This is a genomic window from Streptomyces sp. MAI_2237 (assembly GCF_054189285.1).
This window is the reverse complement of the sequence record NZ_JAJPGQ010000003.1, coordinates 3,521,094-3,536,790: the sequence shown is the minus strand read 5'-3', so window position 1 is coordinate 3,536,790 and position 15,697 is coordinate 3,521,094. Positions and strand designations below refer to the sequence as shown.

The following is a 15,697-nucleotide window of genomic DNA, read 5'->3' as shown; positions in this document are numbered from 1 at the left end:
TTCCTTCGCTCACCCCTGCGCCAGGAGGGGTTCCACCGGGTTGCGGAGCCCCTCGGCCGCGTCCGCGACCCGCTGGATGAGGTCGAAGAACACCGCCTGCTCGGCGGCGGACAGCGGGGCCAGGAAGACCTGGTTCATCCGGGCGGTGCGCACGGTCAGCTTGCGGTGGGTGCGCTCGCCGTCGTCCGTCAGCCGCAGCAGGAAACGGCGGCCGTCCTGCGGATCGCGCACCTTGTCCACCAGCCCGCGCCTGCCGAGCCGGCTGATCACCTCGGCGATCGTGGAGCGGTCGAGGCCCACCCGCTCCCCCACCGTGCGCTGGTCCAGGCCCGGCTCGTCGGCGAGCGCGTTGAGGACCGCGAACTGCGGCGAGGTGATCTCCTCCGAGACCATCGCGTTCCACAGCAGGTAGTGGGCCTGCTGCAGCCGCCGGGCCAGGTGCCCGGGGTGGGTGGTGAGGTCCACCGCGGCCATGTGAGCTCCCCGAGGTCGAATTAGTCTGTGCACTGAACGATACCTGCCGCCGTGCCGCCTGTCGCGGGTCCGGCGCCCTCTCACGACCTCGTAAAGCTCTCAGCTCTTGACGCTGCACTGTTCCGATGGCAGCGTGAAGGAAACTTCACGGAAATACTCAGTGCCCTGATCAATTCGTCACCGGGCGCTCGGACGGGATGGGGCTTCACGGATGGACAAGGTGGTCGCCACAGCCGCGGAGGCGGTGGCCGACGTGCCGGACGGCGCGTCGCTGGCGGTGGGCGGTTTCGGCCTGAGCGGGGTGCCGAACGTGCTCATCGGGGCGCTGTACGAGCGGGGCGTGTCCGGGCTGCGGGTGGTCTCCAACAACTGCGGGGCGATGGAGACGGGGCTCGCGGTGCTGCTGGCGGCCGGGCGGATCGCGCGGGTGACCGGGTCCTACATCGGCGCCAACAGGGAGTTCGCCCGGCAGTACCTGGCCGGGGAGCTGGAGGTGGAGCTGATCCCGCAGGGCACGCTGGCCGAGCGGCTGCGGGCCGGCGGCGCGGGCATCCCCGCCTTCTACACCCCGGCCGGAGTGGGCACCCAGGTCGCCGAGGGCGGCCTGCCCTGGCGCTACGACGGCACGGGCGGCGTCGCGCTGGCCTCGCCGCCGAAGGAGGTGCGGGAGTTCGACGGCACCGAGTACGTGCTGGAGCGGGGCATCCGCACCGACTTCGCGCTGGTGCGAGCGGCGAAGGGCGACCGGCACGGGAACCTGGTGTTCAACAAGTCGACCCGGAACTTCAACCCGCTGGCCGCCATGGCGGGCAGGGTCACCGTCGCCGAGGTGGAAGAGCTGGTGGAGCCCGGGGAGATCGACCCGGACGCGGTGCATCTGCCGGGCATCTTCGTCCAGCGGGTGGTGGCGCTCACGCCGGAGCAGGCGGCGGACAAGAAGATCGAGCAGCGGACGGTGAGCAGCTGATGGCCTGGGCGCGAGAGCAGATGGCGGCGCGGGCCGCGCGCGAACTGCGGGACGGGCAGTACGTCAACCTCGGCATCGGTCTGCCGACGCTGATCCCGAACCACCTGCCCGAGGGCGTGGAGGTGATCCTGGAGTCGGAGAACGGCATCCTGGGCACCGGCCCCTACCCCGCCGAAGCGGACGTCGACCCGGACCTGATCAACGCCGGGAAGGAGACGGTGACGGTCCTGCCGGGTGCGTCCTTCTTCGACTCGGCGCTGTCCTTCTCGATGATCCGCGGCGGGCACATCGACGTGGCCGTGCTGGGCGCGATGCAGGTCTCCGCCAAGGGCGACCTGGCGAACTGGGCCGTCCCCGGCAAGCTGATCACCGGCATCGGCGGGGCGATGGACCTGGTGCACGGCGCCCGCACGGTCATCGTCGTGATGACCCACAGCGCCAAGGACGGCTCGGCGAAGATCCTCGACGAGTGCACGCTGCCGCTCACGGGCAAGGCGTGTGTGAACCGTGTCATCACCGATCTCGGCGTGATCGACGTGACACCGGGCGGCCTGGTGTTGACCGAGGTCGCCCGAGGGGTGAGCGTCGATGACGTCGTCGCCAAGACCGGCGCGAAGCTGACTGTTGCGGAGGACCTGCTGTGAACACGGTTTACCTCGTCGACGCCGTCCGTACCCCGATCGGCCGCTACAACGGCGGCCTGGCGGCGGTGCGCCCGGACGACCTGGCCGCCCACGCGATCCGCGAACTCCTCGCCCGCACCCCCGGCCTGGACCCGGCCCGCATCGAGGACGTCTACTTCGGCAACGCCAACGGCGCGGGCGAGGAGAACCGCAACGTCGGCCGCATGGCCGCCCTGCTGGCGGGCCTGCCGACCTCCGTGCCCGGCGTCACCGTCAACCGGCTGTGCGCCTCCGGCCTGGAGGCCGTCATCCAGGCGGCCCGCGCCATCGCCGCCGGCGACGCGCACATCGCCGTGGCCGGCGGTGTGGAGTCCATGACCCGGGCGCCGTACGTGCTGCCCAAGTCGGACAAGCCGTTCCCCGCCGCGCACACCGAGCTGTACTCCACCACCCTGGGCTGGCGCATGGTCAACCCGAGGATGGAGCCGCAGTGGACCATCCCGTTGGGTGAGTCGGCCGAGCTCATCGCCGACAAGCACAAGATCAGCCGTGAGCAGCAGGACGAGTTCGCGCTCGCCTCGCACCGGAAGGCGGCCGACGCACAGCAGCAGGGCCTGTTCGACGCCGAGCTCGCCCCCGTCTCACTCCCGCAGCGCAAGGGCGAGCCGGTCCTCTTCGCCGCCGACGAGTGCGTCCGCCCCGACGCCTCCCTGACCGCGATGGCGAAGCTGAAGCCGTCCTTCCGCAAGGAGAACGGCACCGTCACCGCCGGCAACGCCTCACCGCTGAACGACGGCGCGGCCGCCCTGCTGCTGGTCGACGAGGAGGGCCTGAAGGCGGTGGGCCGCGAGCCGCTCGCCCGCATCTCCGCGACCGGCGTGAACGCCCTCGACCCGGACTACTTCGGCCTGGCCCCCGTCGAGGCCGTCAACCGGGCCCTCGCCAAGGCGGGCAAGACCTTCGACGACCTGTCCGTGCTGGAGCTGAACGAGGCCTTCGCCGCCCAGGTGCTCGGCTGCGTCGCCGAGTGGCCCGAGTTCGACCCGGCGATCCTCAACCCCCAGGGCGGCGCCATCGCGCTGGGCCACCCGCTCGGCGCCTCCGGTGCCCGGCTCGCCGGCACCGTCGCCCACCAGCTGGCCCGCCGCGGCTCCGGTGTCGGCGTCGCCACCCTCTGCATCGGCGTCGGCCAGGGCCTCGCCCTCGTCCTGGAACGCTAGGAACCCCGAGGAATCCCCATGACTCTCACCCAGCACGACATCGACCAGGAGATCGCCGCCGAGCACGCGGCCTACGAGAAGCGGGTCGCCGACGGCGCGCCGGTGGAGCACCACCCGCGCCGCGACTACGCCCCGTACCGCTCCTCGGTCCTGCGCCACCCCAAGCAGCCGCCGGTCGCCATCGACGTCAGCAAGGACCCGGAGCTGGTGGAGCTGCACTCCCCCGCCTTCGGCGAGCGGGACCTCGGCGCCATCGACAACGACCTCACCCGCCAGCACACGGGCGAGCCGGTCGGTGAGCGCATCACGGTCTCGGGCCGGCTGCTGGACCGGGCCGGAAAGCCCGTACGCGGCCAGCTCGTCGAGATCTGGCAGGCCAACTCGGCCGGCCGCTACGCCCACCAGCGCGAGCAGCACGACGCCCCACTGGACCCGAACTTCACCGGTGTCGGACGGACGATCACCGACGCCGAGGGCCGCTACCACTTCACCACGATCCAGCCCGGCCCCTACCCCTGGCGCAACCACCTCAACGCCTGGCGGCCCGCCCACATCCACTTCTCGATGTTCGGCACGGCGTTCACCCAGCGGCTGGTGACGCAGATGTACTTCCCGGCCGACCCGCTCTTCCCGTACGACCCGATCATCCAGTCGGTGACGGACGACGCGGCGCGCCAACGGCTGGTCGCCACCTACGACCACGACCTGTCCGTGCCGGAGTTCTCCCTGGGCTACCACTGGGACATCGTGCTGGACGGCCCGAACGCCACCTGGATCGAAGAGGGACGCTGACCTGCCATGACGAAGATCGACACCAGCCGGCCGGAGAGCGTGCTGCCCACCCCCTCGCACACCGTGGGCCCCTTCTACGGCTACGCGCTGCCCTTCCGCGGCGGCGAGGACATCGCCCCCCACGGGCACCCGGACACCCTCACCGTCCACGGCTACGTCCTCGACGGCGAGGGCCGGCCGCTGCCCGACGCGTTCGTGGAGCTGTGGGGCGCCGACCCGGACGGCAACGTCTCCACCACCGACGGCTCCCTGCGGCGCGACCCCGCCTCCGGCGACCACCTGGGCCGCAACGGCGTGGAGTTCACCGGCTGGGGACGCATCCAGACCGACGCGAACGGCCACTGGTACGCGCGGACCCTGCGTCCGGGCGCCCGGGGCCACAGCGCGCCCTACCTGAGCGCGTGCGTCTTCGCGCGCGGGCTGCTGGTGCACCTGTTCACCCGGATCTACCTGCCGGGCGACGAGGCGGCGCACGCGGCCGACCCGCTGCTCGCGCGGCTGCCGGCGGAACGCCGCGACACGCTGATCGCGAAAGACGAGGGCCACAGCACCTACCGTTTCGACATCCGCCTTCAAGGCGAAGGCGAGACGGTCTTCCTGGAGTTCCAGTGACTTCTGCCGGTCCCGACGACCCCGGCCTGCTCGCCCCCGGATGGGCCGGCTCCCCCGCCGCCTCCGCGACCTCCGACACGGCCTTCCTGCAGGCCCTGCTCGACGCGGAGGCGGCCCTGACCCGCGCCCAGGCCGCCCTGGGCCTCGCCCCGGCCGAGGCGGCGAGCGCGGTCACCGAGGCGGCCGACGCCGCCCGCTTCGACGTGCGCTCCCTCGCCGGGCGCGCCCGCTCCGGCGGCAATCCGGTCATCCCCCTGGTCGCCGACCTGACCAAGGGCGTCGGCGAGGAGTACGGCCCCTACGTGCACCGGGGCGCCACCAGCCAGGACATCATGGACACGGCGATGATGCTGGTCGCCGTGCGCGCCCTGGGGCCCGCCCTGGCCGACCTCGCCCGCACCGAGCGGGCGCTGGCCCGCCTCGCCGCCGAGCACCGCGACACCCCGATGCCGGGCCGGACGCTCACCCAGCACGCCGTGCCGACGACGTTCGGGCTGAAGGCGGCCGGCTGGCGTTCCCTGGTGCTCGACGCCCGCGACCGCCTCACCCGGGTGCGGGACTCCCTGCCCGCCCAACTCGGCGGCGCCGCCGGGACCCTGGCCGCCTTCACCGTGTACGGCGCCGCGGACACCGCGGACCTCGGCGCGGCCTTCGCCGGTGAACTCGGCCTGCGCACACCGCTCCTGCCGTGGCACACCCTGCGCACCCCGGTGGCCGATCTCGCGGGCTGCCTGGCCTTCACGGCCGGCGCGCTGGGCAAGATCGCGGCGGACGTCCTGGTCCTCGGCCGCACCGAGATCGCCGAGGTCGCGGAGGGCAGCGGCGGCGGCTCCTCGGCCATGCCGCACAAGGCCAACCCCGTGCGCTCCACGCTGATCGCCGCCGCCGCCCGGCGCGCCCCGCAGCTCGCGGCCACGCTGTACGGCGCGCTGGCCGCCGAGGACGAACGGCCCGCCGGGGCCTGGCACGCCGAGTGGGAGCCGCTGCGGGACCTGCTGCGGCTGACCGGCGGCGCCGCCCGGGACGCGGCCGAACTGACCGAGGGACTGCGGGTGAACGCGGACGCGATGCGCGAACACCTCTGCCTCACCAACGGGTTGATCGTATCCGAACGGCTGTCCGCCGAACTGGCCGCGGTGCTCGGCCGGGCCCGCGCCAAGGAACTGCTGACCGAGCTCGCCCGGCGGACCTACGCCGAGGGCCGCCCGCTCGGCGAACTCCTCGCCGAGCAGCCGGAACTGAAGGACACCGGCCTCGGCGAGCTCACCGACCCCGCCCGCTACACCGGCTCCGCCGGAGCCCTCACCGACCGTGCGCTGGAGCGACGTTGACCGAGAAACTCCTCAACCACCGTGCCGAGGGGCCCGCTTCCGCGCCCGCACTGCTGCTCGGGCCCTCGCTCGGTACGTCGTACGCGCTGTGGGACGAGGTCGCGCCCGAGCTGTCCGCCGCCCACCGCGTGATCCGCTGGGACCTGCCGGGGCACGGCGGGTCCGCCCCCGGCCTGATCGGGCCCGGCGCCACCGTCGGCGACCTCGCCGACCTGGTGCTCGCCCTCGCCGACTCCCTCGGCATCGACCGGTTCGCCTACGCGGGGGTGTCGCTGGGCGGCGCCGTCGGTCTGCACCTCGCCCTGCACCACCCCGAGCGCGTCTCCTCCCTCGCCGTGATCTGCGCCTCCGCCCACTTCAACGGCCCCGGGCCCTGGCAGGAGCGGGCCGAGCGGGTGCGCCGGGAAGGGCTGGACTGGCTCGTGGAGAACGCCCCGGCACGCTGGTTCCCCGACGGATTCACCATCCCGGAACTGGTACGGGACCAGGCCGCGGCCGACCCCGAGACGTACGCCGCCTGCTGCGACGCGCTGGCCGCCTACGACCTGCGCGACCGGCTCCCCGAACTCTCGGTGCGCACCCTGCTGATCGCCGGCCGCGAGGACCGGGCGACCCCGCCGCCGCACCTGCGCGAGATCGCCGACGCCGTCCCCGGCTCCACCCTCGTCGAGCTGCCGGGCGCCGGCCACCTGGCCCCCGCGCAGTGCCCCCAGGCCGTGCTGACCGCCCTGCGGGCACACCTCGACGGCGGCGCCGAGCCCGGCATGCGGGTACGGCGCGAGGTGCTCGGCGACGCGCACGTGGACCGCGCCCAGGCCCGCCAGACGCCGTTCACCGCCCGCTTCCAGGACTTCATCTCCCGCTACGCCTGGGGCGAGATCTGGACCGACCCGACGCTCTCGCGCCGCGAGCGCAGCATGATCACCCTGACCGCGCTGGTCGCGCACGGCCACTACGACGAACTGGCCATGCACGTGCGCGCGGCCCTCCGCAACGGGCTGACCCCCGAGGAGATCGGCGCGGTGCTGCTGCAGACCGCCGTGTACTGCGGGGTCCCGGCGGCCAACTCGGCGTTCGCCACGGCGCAGCGCGTCCTCGCCGAGGAGGCCGGGACGCAAGGGTGACCCTGCTGGTCGTAGCCTCAGCAGCAGCTCGCACATGCCGTCGCCGCGTGCCTACGGTGGCAGCATGTCCACCATCCTCATCACCGGCGCCACCTCGGGGCTCGGCCGCCACGTCGCCTTCGAGCTGGTCCGCTCCGGACACGTCGTCCTCGCCCACGGCCGCGACGCCGGGCGTACCGAGCGGCTCGTCGAGGAGCTGCGCACCGAGGGCGACGCCGAGGGGTTCGTCGCCGACCTGGCCTCCCTCGCGCGCGTGCGCGAGCTGGCCGCCCACGTCGCCGACGCGCACCCCGACCTGGACGTACTGATCAACAACGCCGGTGTGGGGGCGGGCAGCCCCGGCGCGGAGCGCGAGTTGAGCGCCGACGGCCACGAACTGCGCCTGGCCGTGAACTACTTGGCGCCGGTGGTGCTGACCCGCGCGCTGCTGCCGGTGCTGCGCGCGAACACACCGGCCCGGATCGTCAACGTGGGGTCGGCGGGCCAGGAGCCCCTGGACTTCGACGACGTCGAGTTCCGTCGCGGCTACGACGGCTTCGCGGCCTACCGCCGCGCCAAGTTCGCCCTGGCAGCCCACACCTTCGCCCTGGCCGAGGAACTGGCCGGCACCGGCGTCGCGGTGAACGTCCTGCACCCCGCGACCTTCATGGACACGGCCATGGTCCGGGAGGGCGGCGTCACGCCCTGGAACACGGTCGCCGACGGCGCACCGGGCGTCCTGGCCCTGGCGACCCAGGACGTGGGCACGGGCGGCTACTTCGACGGCACGAGCCGGTCGAGGGCGCACGAGCTGACGTACGACCGCCAGGTGCTCAGGCGTCTGTCGGCGGTGACGGACCAACTGCTGGCGCTGTAGCGCCCTCAGCGCAGGCCCCGTCCCGTCTCCAGCACCTCCCGGGCCGTCGCCACCAGACCGTCCGCACCGCACGAACGCGCCAGCGCCAGGCCGCGGTTGATCTCGGCCACCGACCGGGCGGCGATCCCGTACTCCACGCGGGCCGCCGCGTGCTCGTACTGGCAGGGCGACGCCTCCAGGTAGGCGACCGCCTGGGCGGCCAGCCGGACCGCCCGCTGCCCGGTCTCCAGCGCCGCGGCGCACCGCAGCGCCTCGCCGATGGCGGTGTCCGTACCGAACCGTTCGGCCTGCCGGCGGGCGTCGGTGGCCAGCCGGGCGGCCCGGGCCGGGTCCTCCGTGGCGAGGGCGCGCGCCAGGTCGAGGGCCCAGGGGACGACGACGGGGTTGTGGTGACCGCGGGCGGCGGCGGACTTCTCGGCCTCCTCCAGTTCGTTGATGCCGTCCTTCGTACGGCCGACGGCGAGCAGCAGCCTGCCGCGGACCGAGCGGACGTCGGGCATCACGATGGTGGAGGGGTAGGGCGGGGCGAAGCCGTACCGCTCGGCGATCTCCCAGGCCTCCACGACATGGCCGCGGGCCAGCAGGGTGTCGACGAGGTTGCAGGTCACGGTCCAGTACAGCGGCAGTCCGCGGCCGACCCGTTCGGCGAGGCGCAGCGACTCGCGCAGCGAGGTCTCCGCCTCCCGCAGCCGGCCGCGCCTGCGGTGCGCGAGGCCGACGTAGGCGTGCGCCAGGACGAGGTGGCCGCCGCTCCAGCCGGCGGTCTCGTAGGCGCGCAGGGCCTCGGTGCACAGGCTCTCGGCGCGGTCGAGGCGGTCGGTGTGCGCGTAGGAGCTGGCGAGCATCAGCAGCAGTTCGATGCCCCACTCGGTGTCGGTCCAGCCGAGGCCGGGGGCGAGGCGGCCGTTGACCAGGGAGCGGTCGCAGTACTCGACGACCTCTTCGGCGTTCTCGCCGTGGATCAGGGCGTCGAAGCCGCGCAGCATCAGCAGGGCGCGCTCGGAGTTGTCGCGGCCGGTGCAGGTCGCGGCGAGGGCGGCGAGGCGCTCGGAGCGGTCCGGGGAGACGGCCTCGCCGGCGATGCCCTCCCACATGAACCTGACCGCCTGCAGCCGCAGCTTGGCGGGGCCGTCCTCGTGCCGGGCGGCCTCCGCCTCGACCGTGCGGACGGCCTCCTCCAGCTGGTCGTTGTGCAGAAGGGCCTGGGAGAGGCGGAAGACGGCGTCCACGCGCTCGTCGCCGGCCAGGCCGGGCATGCCGAGCGCGGACTGGAGGTGGTCGATGGTGACGGCGGGCGCGGTCAGCAGGGTGGCGCAGCCGAGTTCGTAGAGCACGCGCGCGTGGACGTCCGGGGTCGGCGGTTCCAGCAGGGCGCGTTCCAGGCAGCGGCGGGCCGCGTCCGGGGCGCCGACGGCGACGTGTTCGCGGGCGGCTTCGCGCAGCTGCTCGACGAGTTCCTCGTCGTCGTCCGGGTGCACCTGCAGCAGGTGCCGGGAGGCCATGGCGGCGCCGAGCCCGGAGTCGGTGATGACCTGGGCGGCGATGCCGTGCATGGCGGTGCGCAGGGCGTCGGGGATGGAGTGGTAGACGGCGGTGGCGATCAGCGGGTGGACGAACTCCAGCTCGCCGGCGCCCGCCCCGGCGTCCGAGGGGTCGGGTTCGGCGAGGATGCGGGCGCCCTTGAGCAGCTCGGCGCAGCGTGCCGCCGCGGCCGGGTCCATGGTGGCGAGCTTGGCGACGAGGCGGACGGTGATGCCGGTGCCGAGGATGGCGGCGGCCCAGGCGAACCGGGTGGCGTCGATGCCGAGTTCCTCCAGGCGGGCGACGAGTCCGCCGCCGCGGGCCGAGCGGTTGAGGGCGCGCAGCTCGGCGGCGGAGCCCTCGGTCGGCTCCAGCTCGCTGTCCTGGACCTTGGCGAGGAGTTCGACGGTCTCGTACGGGTTGCCGCCGGTGACGGCCCAGACCTCGCGGCAGAACGGGGCGTCCGCGTGCGCGCCGAGGGTGGCGCGGGTGAGTCCGGCGGTGGCGTCCGGGGTGAGGGCGCTCAGCAGGGTCCCGGGGCGGCCCGCGGTGGCGGCGACCGCGTCGAGGAGGCGAGCGCTCTCGCCGCTGACCTCGCCGGGGCGGCGCGCCACGACGACCAGGACGGAGAGGTCGTCGAGGCGCTCGGCGAACGCGGCGAGCCAGAGCAGGGTCTCCTGGTCGGCCCAGTGGGCGTCGTCGATGAGCAGCACCAGGGGCCAGTCGCGCCGGGCGAGCCGGCGCACGGCGGCGACGAGGCCGTCGCGCACGCCCTGCGGGTCGGCCTGGCGCTCGCCGGGCTCGGTGATGCCGAGGGCGGGGCCCGCGACCTCGTACCAGTCGCCGAGGTACTCGCGCGCCTCCTCCGGCATCAGGGACACCAGGGCGGGCTGCAGCAGCTGGCGGATCACATTGAAGGGCACGGACCTGAGGGTCTCGCCGCCGCGGGCCGACCAGACCGTGCAGCCGCGCCGCTCCGCGATGTGGCGGGTCTCGGCGAGCAGGGCGGTCTTGCCCAGGCCCGCCTCGCCCTGGACCATCAGCAGGCTGCCCGAGGACGAGCGGTCGGCGCGCAGGGCGTCGACCGCCTGTGCGACGGCGGCGAGTTCCTCGTCCCGCTCCCACAGGGAGGCCGAGGCGGCCTCCATGGGCCGTACCTCCGTCATCCCGCTACCTCCCCAAGTCGCCCGAACGACGTACAGATCTCGAGCGTAGCGGGCCGGTCGTACGAGTGGAGGCCGGTCGGGGCAGCTGTTGCCGTGATGGGTGACAGCGGGTGCGGCCGGGCGACGCGCCGACGGCCTGACCTGCGTCCGAGTAGCCGACGGACCGTCAAAAGTCCTTCAAATGCAACTGTTTTTCCGCCAACGCGGGAACAGGCGGGGTTCGTGAGCGCTATGGGGGGCGCCGGGTGACGTGGCCGAGCGGCGCGTGGGCACGGGGGTGCGGCGGCGCGCGCCTGGCCCGTGAGCGGCGCGAGGGCACGGGGCCCGCGAGCGGCGCGAGGGCACAGGGCCCGTGAGCGGCGTGGCGGTGCGTATGGGCGTGCGGCACGCGCGCGTGCCGGGGCATCGCGTCCGGACCGGACGGGGTGCGGGCGAGGGCGCCGGGGCGGGGGCGGAAGCACGCCGGGAAGGGGGCGGCGCCGGGCCGGGGGCGAGGCGACGCCCGGACGAGTGAGGGGCGGCACTGGGGCGGGTGCGGGGGTAGGTGCGGGCGCGGGGCGACGCCCGGGCGGGCGCAGGGGCGGGGCGGCGCCGGGACGGGTGCGGGGGCAGGCGCGAGTGCGAGGCGACGCCGGAACGGGGACGGGGCGACGCCCGGGCGGGCGCAGGGGCGGGGCGGCACCGGGACGGGTGCAGGGGCAGGCGCGAGTGCGAGGCGACGCCGGAACGGGGACGGGGCGACGCCCGGGCGGGCGCAGGGGCGGGGCGGCACCGGGACGGGGCGGGTGCGGGGCGCGGTCGCCAGCGGATTGCGTGGGAAGGGGGGAAGCAGCCGACGTAGGGGCCGGTCGCGGCGCGAAGTCCGGATCCTCTCATCCCGCTTTCACCGACGCCTCATACGGTGGGGTCATGACGCAGGTGACTCCTCCCGGGTGGTATCCCGATCCGGGGCAGACGAATGAGGGTCCCGCCACCGAGCGCTGGTGGGACGGCAAGGCATGGACGGACCAGATCCGCCCCGCGGGCTCGGCCGCCGTATGGGGTCCCCCGGCGCAGTCGCCGACGGCCGGGGCGGATCCGGCGTACGCGGCGTATCCCACGTATCCGGCGTTCCCAGCCCAGCCGCCGCGCGCTCCGCGGCGCGGGCTGCACACGGTGATAGCCGTCGTCGTGGCGGCGGCGGTCCTCACGAGCATCGGCGTGGGCGTGTGGGCGCTGACCCGCGACGGCGGCTCGGGCGGCGGTACGGCGAACTCGCAGCCGGGCCCGGGCGGGCGGGGCGCGCCGTTCGGAGGCGAGGGCGGGCAGGGCGGCCCGGGCGGCTCCGGCGGCCCGGACGGCGGGCAGTCCCCCGCCCCCGGCCAGTCCGGGGCACCGAAGATCAGGAGCGGTTCGGTGACCGACCCGATCAGCGGCATCAGCCTGCCCATACCAGCGAACTGGTACGGACAGCAGCTCCAGGTGGGCGCCTCGGTCACGTCGAACGACTCCTACAAGTGCCCCGGCGACACCTCCAAGAGCTGCACCAGGGGTGGCGCGTACTCGGCTCCGGCCCAGGTCCTGAAGGCGTCGGGCAGCACGGCCGAGGAGGTCGCGAAGGCCGACATTCAGGCGAACGCCACGGAGTCGTACGGCGGCAAGACCTACGGTGCGATCACCTCGCACCAGGTGCTCGGCTCCAAGGCGGTCACGGTGGCCGGGCAGAAGGGCTACATGGTCCGCTGGAAGGCGGTCACCAGCAAGGGCTCCGACGGCTACGTCGAGTCGCTCGCGTTCCCCTCCCCCGCGAACCCCTCGAACATCGTCGTGGTGCGCTTCGGCGTCGACGTCGGCGAGAAGCAGTCGGTCATCGACGAGATCACCAAGGGCATCAAGGTCTCGACCGGCGGCGGTGACGGCAGCAACGTCTGACGCCGGTCCCGGCACAGGTCGGCCGGGTGGGGTGCCCCTCCGCTCAAGGGGCACCCCACCCGGCCGGGGAGTGCGCGCCGCCCCCGTCCCCACGGTGCGGCGCGACCAGGTCGCCGTCCAGTCATCCCGTGGACGGCGGCCCGGGTCTCAGGTGAGTCCGAGCGCGGGCAGCACGGCTGCCTCGACGAAGCGGACCAGGTAGTCGGGGTCGGCGTACGCGCCGTCCACGACGGGTCGGGCGCGGGCGACCCCGAACATCTGCGCCGGGATGTACTCCAGCGCCGGATGGTCGGCGGGGATCTCGCCGCGTTCCACCCCGCGCCGCAGCAGTTCCTTCAGCGCGGCGATCTCCGGGTAGACGATGGCCTCGCGCAGCGCCTGGGCGAGTTCGGCGTCCTGGGTGACGGCGTGGCCGAGGGCCTGCAGCAGCTTGGTGTCGTTGGTCGACCAGCGGCCCACGGCCCGCGCGGCCTCGCGCAGGTCGCCGGCGAGGGAGCCGGTGTCGATGCCGTCGAAACGGGACCTGCGACGCGAGCGCAGCGCGGCGACCACGAACTGGGGCTTGGTCTTCCACTGCCGGTACAGCGTGGACTTGCTGCACCGCGTGGTGGCGGCGACGCCCTCCATGGTGACGGCGTCGTAGCCGCACTCTCGGATCTGCTCGAGCACGGCGTCGAAGAACTCCTGCTCACGCTCGGGCGTGAGCTTGGAGCGGCGCGAGGCGACCGTGTCCGGTCCGTCCGCTGCCTGCGACGTCATGTGCTCGTCTCCCTCCGTGCGTCGAGCCGGGGCCGGGTGGGGCTCCACCTCGACCCTATTCCCTTGAGCGACTGTGTCTTTCCTCAATCGATACGCCAGTGTACCGGAACGCCCGCGTATCGGTACACTGCCGTATCGGAACGCTTCCGTTTCGGGACGTTGGCGTACCGATGAGTTCCGGCCGCGACAGAGGTCTCGACTCGCACCACCACACGCACCTCGTCAGCGAAGGGGCCGGGGGATGACAGCCCACACCGAGCCTGCAGAAGGAGAGACCCGCGCGACCGCGCGGCCTCCGCTCGTCCGTGAGCTCCTGCTCGTCGCAGGGCTCTTCCTCGTCTACAAGCTCGGCCGGCAGCTGGCCACGGGCCACACCGGCGAGGCGATCCACAACGCGCACCGCGTGTGGGACCTGGAACGAGCGGTCCGTCTGCCCGGGGAGGGCTCGGTGCAGTCCGCCCTGCTGCACGGAGACACGCTCGTGCACGTGGCGAACACCTACTACGCCACCGTCCACTTCCCCGCCACCGTGGCCTTCCTGGTCTGGCTGTACCTGCGGCGGCCCGCGCACTACGTCTGGGCCCGCCGAGTCCTCGCCACGGTCACCTCGGCGGCCCTGGTGCTGCCGTTCGTCTTCCCGCTCGCGCCGCCGCGGATGCTGGCCGGCACGGGCCTGATCGACACCGCCAGGGTCTACGGCCCCTCGGTCTACGGACCGCCGTCCTCGGACCATCTGTCGAACCAGTTCGCGGCGATGCCCTCGCTGCACTTCGGCTGGGCCCTGATGGTGGCCGTCGGCCTGATCGCGGCCTCCCGGTCCCGGTGGCGTTGGCTGTGGCTGCTGCATCCGCTGGTCACCCTGCTCGTCATCGTCGGGACGGCCAACCACTACTGGCTCGACGCGATCGTGGCCACGGCGATGCTCGGTACGGCGCTCGCCCTGATCCACCGGCCGCGGCACACGGTCTCCACGGCGGGCCGGGGCGGCACCACGCCGGCCTCCGCCGTCGACGACAAGATCCTGGTGGGAGCGGCCCGATGAGCGCCACCCTTGTCGCCGTCGCCCTGTCCCTGGTCTCCGCCGTCGCCTACGCGGCCGCGGCCGTGGCCCAGGAGCGGCTCGCCGCCCGCAGCTCCGGCACCGGCGCACTGCGCCTGCTGGCCGCCGGCGCCTGGTGGGCCTCCGTCGGCCTGAACGCGGGGGCGGCCCTGCTGCACGTCGTCGCCCTCAAGTACGGCCCGCTCACCGTCGTGCAGCCGCTCGGCGCGCTGACCCTGGTCGCCGCGGTGCCGATGGGGGCGCGCGCGGCCGGGCGGAAGGTGACGTCCGCCGAGTGGCGGGGCACCGCGCTGACGCTGGCCGGGCTGGGCGCGATCCTCGTCTCCGCTTCGGGGCAGGCGCCGGAGGCGGTGCTGAGCGTGCCCGAGGCGCTGGCGGTCGCCGGGGGGACCGCCGCGCTGATCGGCGCGCTCGCCCGACCGGGCGCCAGGCCGGGGCTGCGGCACGCCACGGCGTCCGGCTTCGCCTCAGGGGTCGCCTCGGCGCTCACCCAGACGGTGACGGTGGCGGCGACGGACCGTTCCGGTTCGCTGCTGAGCTGGCAGGTGATCGGCGTGGCCCTGCTGGTCGCCGCCTTCGCGGCGGGCGGACTGCTGCTGTCGCAGACGGCTTACCAGGGCGGGCTGGGCGCGCCCCTCGCCATGGTGACGCTGGCCAACCCGCTGGCCGCCGCGGCGATCGGGCTCTCGCTGCTCGGGGAACGGCTGCAGGGCGGGGCGGCGGGCGTCCTGCTCGCCGTCGCGGGAGCGGGCCTCGCTTCCTGGGGCGTGGTCCTGCTGACCCGGACCGGTCCCGGCTTCGCGCCGGCGGACGAGGAGCACCCGGTGGCGGCCGTCCTGGCCCTGAAGCCCGAATCGGCGCTGCGGGAGAACCCGCCGGTACCCCGGCAGCAGGCCGACCCGGGCCGCCTGACACCCCTCTGACCCTTCTTCGCCCGAGGTAGGCCTTGCCGGCGGAGCTATCCCGGTCCGCGGTCGGCCTCCCGGCGGAGCTATCCCAGCCCCGGCCGGTCTCTCAGCCGGGCTACCCCAGCCCGCGGCCGGCTTCCCGGCCGGGTGTCCCAGCCCGCGTGAGTCCTGCTTGAGCGCCGTGTCGACCGTCGGGTCGGCCTCCCGGCGGGGCCAGCCCAGCCTGCGGCCAGCTTCCCGGCCGACTATCCCAGCCCGCAGCCGGCCACCCGACCCGGCCTACCCCAGTACGCGGCCGGCCACCCGGCCGGGGCTACCCCAGCCCGCAGCCGCCCCCCGGCCGTGCTAGGCCAGCCCGCAGCCGGCCCCCCGG

Annotated in this window: 14 protein-coding genes; 11 read left to right on the top strand and 3 right to left on the bottom strand. The window is 74.2% G+C overall.

The window, feature by feature from the left end; genetic code table 11:
* Window positions 1–9: 9 nt before the first annotated feature.
* Window positions 10–474 carry a MarR family winged helix-turn-helix transcriptional regulator gene (locus tag LN251_RS26550; RefSeq protein WP_458246601.1) on the bottom strand — a complete coding sequence of 155 codons (465 nt, stop codon included), beginning with the start codon at window positions 472–474 and terminating at the stop codon, window positions 10–12.
* Between the two features lie 211 nt (window positions 475–685).
* On the opposite strand from LN251_RS26550, the gene LN251_RS26545 reads away from it, so the two are divergent.
* The 8 genes from LN251_RS26545 to LN251_RS26510 all read left to right on the top strand — a co-directional run bounded on the left by LN251_RS26545 (window position 686) and on the right by LN251_RS26510 (window position 7,999).
* Window positions 686–1,441, top strand: coding sequence for a CoA transferase subunit A (locus LN251_RS26545; RefSeq protein ID WP_458246600.1), 756 nt, complete (start codon window positions 686–688; stop codon window positions 1,439–1,441).
* A complete protein-coding gene (locus LN251_RS26540; protein ID WP_458246599.1) occupies window positions 1,441–2,085 on the top strand; it encodes a CoA transferase subunit B in 645 nt (214 codons plus the stop codon). The genes LN251_RS26545 and LN251_RS26540 overlap by 1 nt, the downstream gene beginning before the upstream one ends.
* On the top strand, window positions 2,082–3,284 hold the full coding sequence (locus LN251_RS26535; protein WP_458246598.1) for a thiolase family protein: 1,203 nt from the start codon (window positions 2,082–2,084) through the stop codon (window positions 3,282–3,284). The genes LN251_RS26540 and LN251_RS26535 overlap by 4 nt, the downstream gene beginning before the upstream one ends.
* 18 nt (window positions 3,285–3,302) lie before the next feature.
* Window positions 3,303–4,076 (top strand): protocatechuate 3,4-dioxygenase subunit beta, encoded by a 774-nt coding sequence (pcaH, locus tag LN251_RS26530; RefSeq protein ID WP_458246597.1) that lies wholly within the window; start codon window positions 3,303–3,305, stop codon window positions 4,074–4,076.
* Window positions 4,077–4,082: 6 nt separating this feature from the next.
* Window positions 4,083–4,688 (top strand): protocatechuate 3,4-dioxygenase subunit alpha, encoded by a 606-nt coding sequence (gene pcaG, locus LN251_RS26525; protein WP_458246596.1) that lies wholly within the window; start codon window positions 4,083–4,085, stop codon window positions 4,686–4,688.
* Window positions 4,685–6,019, top strand: a complete 1,335-nt coding sequence (pcaB, locus tag LN251_RS26520) for a 3-carboxy-cis,cis-muconate cycloisomerase (protein WP_458246595.1) — start codon at window positions 4,685–4,687, stop codon at window positions 6,017–6,019. Before pcaG ends, pcaB begins: the two co-directional genes overlap by 4 nt.
* Window positions 6,016–7,143: a bifunctional 3-oxoadipate enol-lactonase/4-carboxymuconolactone decarboxylase PcaDC gene (gene pcaDC / locus LN251_RS26515; RefSeq protein ID WP_458246594.1), complete on the top strand. Its 1,128-nt coding sequence runs from the start codon at window positions 6,016–6,018 to the stop codon at window positions 7,141–7,143. Before pcaB ends, pcaDC begins: the two co-directional genes overlap by 4 nt.
* A gap of 64 nt (window positions 7,144–7,207) precedes the next feature.
* A complete protein-coding gene (locus LN251_RS26510) occupies window positions 7,208–7,999 on the top strand; it encodes an SDR family NAD(P)-dependent oxidoreductase (protein ID WP_458246593.1) in 792 nt (263 codons plus the stop codon).
* A gap of 5 nt (window positions 8,000–8,004) precedes the next feature.
* On the opposite strand, the gene LN251_RS26505 is transcribed toward LN251_RS26510, so the two are convergent.
* Window positions 8,005–10,686 carry an ATP-binding protein gene (locus LN251_RS26505; protein ID WP_458246592.1) on the bottom strand — a complete coding sequence of 894 codons (2,682 nt, stop codon included), beginning with the start codon at window positions 10,684–10,686 and terminating at the stop codon, window positions 8,005–8,007.
* A gap of 909 nt (window positions 10,687–11,595) precedes the next feature.
* Here LN251_RS26505 and LN251_RS26500 point away from each other — a divergent pair.
* Window positions 11,596–12,597: a DUF2510 domain-containing protein gene (locus LN251_RS26500; RefSeq protein WP_458246591.1), complete on the top strand. Its 1,002-nt coding sequence runs from the start codon at window positions 11,596–11,598 to the stop codon at window positions 12,595–12,597.
* 147 nt (window positions 12,598–12,744) lie between these two features.
* Here LN251_RS26500 and LN251_RS26495 read toward each other — a convergent pair whose 3' ends face one another.
* On the bottom strand, window positions 12,745–13,356 hold the full coding sequence (locus LN251_RS26495; RefSeq protein ID WP_458246590.1) for a TetR/AcrR family transcriptional regulator C-terminal ligand-binding domain-containing protein: 612 nt from the start codon (window positions 13,354–13,356) through the stop codon (window positions 12,745–12,747).
* A 241-nt stretch (window positions 13,357–13,597) separates the two neighbouring features.
* Between LN251_RS26495 and LN251_RS26490 the strand changes: the two genes are divergently transcribed.
* Entirely contained in the window at window positions 13,598–14,398 is an 801-nt protein-coding gene (locus LN251_RS26490; RefSeq protein WP_458246589.1) for a phosphatase PAP2 family protein, read from the top strand.
* Window positions 14,395–15,339, top strand: a complete 945-nt coding sequence (locus LN251_RS26485; protein WP_458246588.1) for a hypothetical protein — start codon at window positions 14,395–14,397, stop codon at window positions 15,337–15,339. The genes LN251_RS26490 and LN251_RS26485 overlap by 4 nt, the downstream gene beginning before the upstream one ends.
* Window positions 15,340–15,697: the final 358 nt, after the last annotated feature.

What these genes read in the sequence shown, in the direction of transcription:
- LN251_RS26490 (WP_458246589.1), top strand. Translation starts at nt 13,598, where the DNA reads ATGACAGCCCACACCGAGCCTGCAGAAGGAGAGACCCGCGCGACCGCG.
- LN251_RS26540 (WP_458246599.1), top strand. Translation starts at nt 1,441, where the DNA reads ATGGCCTGGGCGCGAGAGCAGATGGCGGCGCGGGCCGCGCGCGAACTG.
- LN251_RS26485 (WP_458246588.1), top strand. Translation starts at nt 14,395, where the DNA reads ATGAGCGCCACCCTTGTCGCCGTCGCCCTGTCCCTGGTCTCCGCCGTC.
- LN251_RS26500 (WP_458246591.1), top strand. Translation starts at nt 11,596, where the DNA reads ATGACGCAGGTGACTCCTCCCGGGTGGTATCCCGATCCGGGGCAGACG.
- LN251_RS26545 (WP_458246600.1), top strand. Translation starts at nt 686, where the DNA reads ATGGACAAGGTGGTCGCCACAGCCGCGGAGGCGGTGGCCGACGTGCCG.
- LN251_RS26495 (WP_458246590.1), bottom strand. Translation starts at nt 13,356, where the DNA reads ATGACGTCGCAGGCAGCGGACGGACCGGACACGGTCGCCTCGCGCCGC.
- LN251_RS26510 (WP_458246593.1), top strand. Translation starts at nt 7,208, where the DNA reads ATGTCCACCATCCTCATCACCGGCGCCACCTCGGGGCTCGGCCGCCAC.
- LN251_RS26505 (WP_458246592.1), bottom strand. Translation starts at nt 10,686, where the DNA reads ATGACGGAGGTACGGCCCATGGAGGCCGCCTCGGCCTCCCTGTGGGAG.
- LN251_RS26550 (WP_458246601.1), bottom strand. Translation starts at nt 474, where the DNA reads ATGGCCGCGGTGGACCTCACCACCCACCCCGGGCACCTGGCCCGGCGG.
- pcaH (WP_458246597.1), top strand. Translation starts at nt 3,303, where the DNA reads ATGACTCTCACCCAGCACGACATCGACCAGGAGATCGCCGCCGAGCAC.
- pcaG (WP_458246596.1), top strand. Translation starts at nt 4,083, where the DNA reads ATGACGAAGATCGACACCAGCCGGCCGGAGAGCGTGCTGCCCACCCCC.